This is a genomic window from Rhodococcus sp. EPR-157 (assembly GCF_001647195.1).
In the GTDB taxonomy this organism is placed as follows: domain Bacteria; phylum Actinomycetota; class Actinomycetes; order Mycobacteriales; family Mycobacteriaceae; genus Rhodococcoides.
Map to the genome: position 1 here is coordinate 1 of NZ_LVCV01000545.1, position 2,130 is coordinate 2,130.

The 2,130-nt window shown below is 65.2% G+C and carries 3 protein-coding genes; 1 reads left to right on the forward strand and 2 read right to left on the reverse strand.

Features of this window, described 5'->3' with window-relative positions; translation table 11 throughout:
* Positions 1-130: 130 nt before the first annotated feature.
* Positions 131-883 (reverse strand): lysophospholipid acyltransferase family protein, encoded by a 753-nt coding sequence (locus A2J03_RS24095; protein ID WP_068379042.1) that lies wholly within the window; start codon positions 881-883, stop codon positions 131-133.
* 66 nt (positions 884-949) lie between these two features.
* Between A2J03_RS24095 and A2J03_RS24100 the strand changes: the two genes are divergently transcribed.
* Complete coding sequence (locus A2J03_RS24100) at positions 950-1,780, forward strand: hypothetical protein (protein WP_068379047.1); 831 nt, start codon at positions 950-952, stop codon at positions 1,778-1,780.
* Positions 1,781-1,794: 14 nt separating this feature from the next.
* Here A2J03_RS24100 and A2J03_RS24105 read toward each other — a convergent pair.
* On the reverse strand, positions 1,795-2,130 hold a 336-nt coding region (locus A2J03_RS24105), incomplete at its 5' end, for an acetyl-CoA carboxylase biotin carboxyl carrier protein subunit (protein ID WP_156520567.1).

A 2,130-nucleotide genomic window follows, 5' to 3' on the forward strand; every position in this document is an offset into this window, starting at 1 on the left:
CGCTGCCTCAAACGTGCCATAGCCCGCGAAGTATTCGGCCTACTTGCACACCCACAACACGGTTGACAAACATAGGAGCATCATTCGGTCACTTGGGGTGCGCCAAAAACTCGGCGCGTCGGGGTACCCCCTACTCCGCCTTCTTGGCCTCACGCGCGGCGGCTCTGGCAGCGACGTCAACCGCGTCGAGCTTGTCGGCTTCCGCCAGCGTCGGCGCGCTTCCACCAAGCCGGGCGGGCACCCAGTAGGCACCGGGCTCGTGCTCGTACCCTTCCTGCAGTTTCAGCAGCATCTCTTTCATCGTCGCGTGCAGCTTCTCGGTGAGCTCATCCGGCGGGCCTACCGGATCGATGGGCGCACCGACGGCGATCGAGATCGGAGTCTTGGTACGACCGAGCCGCTTCGGGAATCCCTTGGTCCACACCCGCTGCGCACCCCAGATGACCGTCGGGATGATGGGAACGCCCGCCTCGATGGCCATGCGCGCCGCACCGGACTTGAATTCCTTGATCTCGAAGCTTCGACTGATGGTGGCCTCGGGGTACACACCGACGAGCTCGCCTTTGCGCAGAACCGACACAGCTGCCTTGTAGGACTCTGCGCCCGCGCCGCGATCGACGGGAATGTGCTTCAACGACCGCATGATGGGGCCGGAGATCTTGTTGTCGAAGACCTCCTTCTTTGCCATGAATCGGATGTACCGCTTGACCCTTCGCGGGGGCAATCCGGCGTAGGTGAAGTCGAGGTAACCGGTGTGGTTGACGGCGATGACCGCTCCCCCACTGGCGGGGATGTTCTCCTCGCCCTCGACCTGGAATTTCAGGCCCTCGAAGGCGAATACCACACGGGCGATGCCGATGACAGATCGATAGACGGGTTCCACAGTCGGCTAGCGTAGTCGCAAAAGGCGTATCGGGGAGATGACCAAGTGGGGAAGGTCCGCAACTACATGAGTTCGCTTCGCAGTATCGCTTTCACGGGTGTGGGACTGCTGGGGGCAGTTCTGACGCTCACCGCGTGCGGGGGAGACGGCCAGCAGGGAATCCCCACCGATTCACCGTCCACACCAACGACGACTACTACTACGACGACCACAGAGCCGCCGACCACCACCGCTACCGCTGCAGGACCTGCCGTCGGCGACGTACCAGGTAACCCGCAGGCGGCCACGGCGCTCCGGGCGTTCCTCACCGATCTCGACGCGGGGGGCGTCCCCGCGGTGACGCCTCGGTGTTGGACTGTGCCGCCGAGCGAGATTCCGGTGCGATACGCAGACGTACCCGCCATCCTCGACGCAGCCGCCCGGCCAGGCCTCGACGGGCAGTACGCAGTCACCTGGACCGGACCGGTGTCGACCGTCGCTGTCAAGCGCAGCGAGATCGCCTCCGGCTACGCCTGCCCGCAGGTCTATCCGACGGGCACCCAGCTGGCCTACTCGGACGTCGACGCCACCTACACCGTGGAGCGCTACCTACGCCGATTCACCGGCGCACCGGTCAGTGCGGACGACCTGGAGGGCGACTACCCGCTCGTGTGCTCCCAGCGCGCCATCTGGGACCCGCAGGGAACAGGTGTCCCGACGGTTCCGCCGCTGGCGAACAATCCTGGCCGGCTCACCGGGTCGGCGTCGTACAACCCGGCCAGCGTCTACGTCGCGTCGACGAACGGGGTGTACAAGACCGTCTACGCCGACGTCACCAACGTCTCCGGATTCGAGCAGAACCAGGTGTTCACCCTCACCGTCGGGGAAGACGGATACTGCATCGGAGATGTGGCCTGACCTGACGGTTCCCGCTACTTCAGTTCGGCGAGGACGGTGCCCTGGGTGATGGCGGAGCCTGGTTGCACGGCCAGGCCGGTGACCTTGCCTGCTTTGTGGGCGTTGACGGGGTTTTCCATTTTCATCGCTTCGAGAACAGCGATGAGATCGCCCTCGGCGACGTCCTGGCCTTCTTCGACAGCGACTTTGACGACGGTGCCCTGCATCGGTGCGGTGACCGCGTCACCGGATGCTGCGCCGGCGCCTTCGCCGCCGCGCTTGCGGGGCTTGGGCTTACGGCGGATCGCGCCGTCGGCATTACCACCACCGCCGCCGAGGGAGAACTGGCCGGGAAGCGAGACCTCGACGCG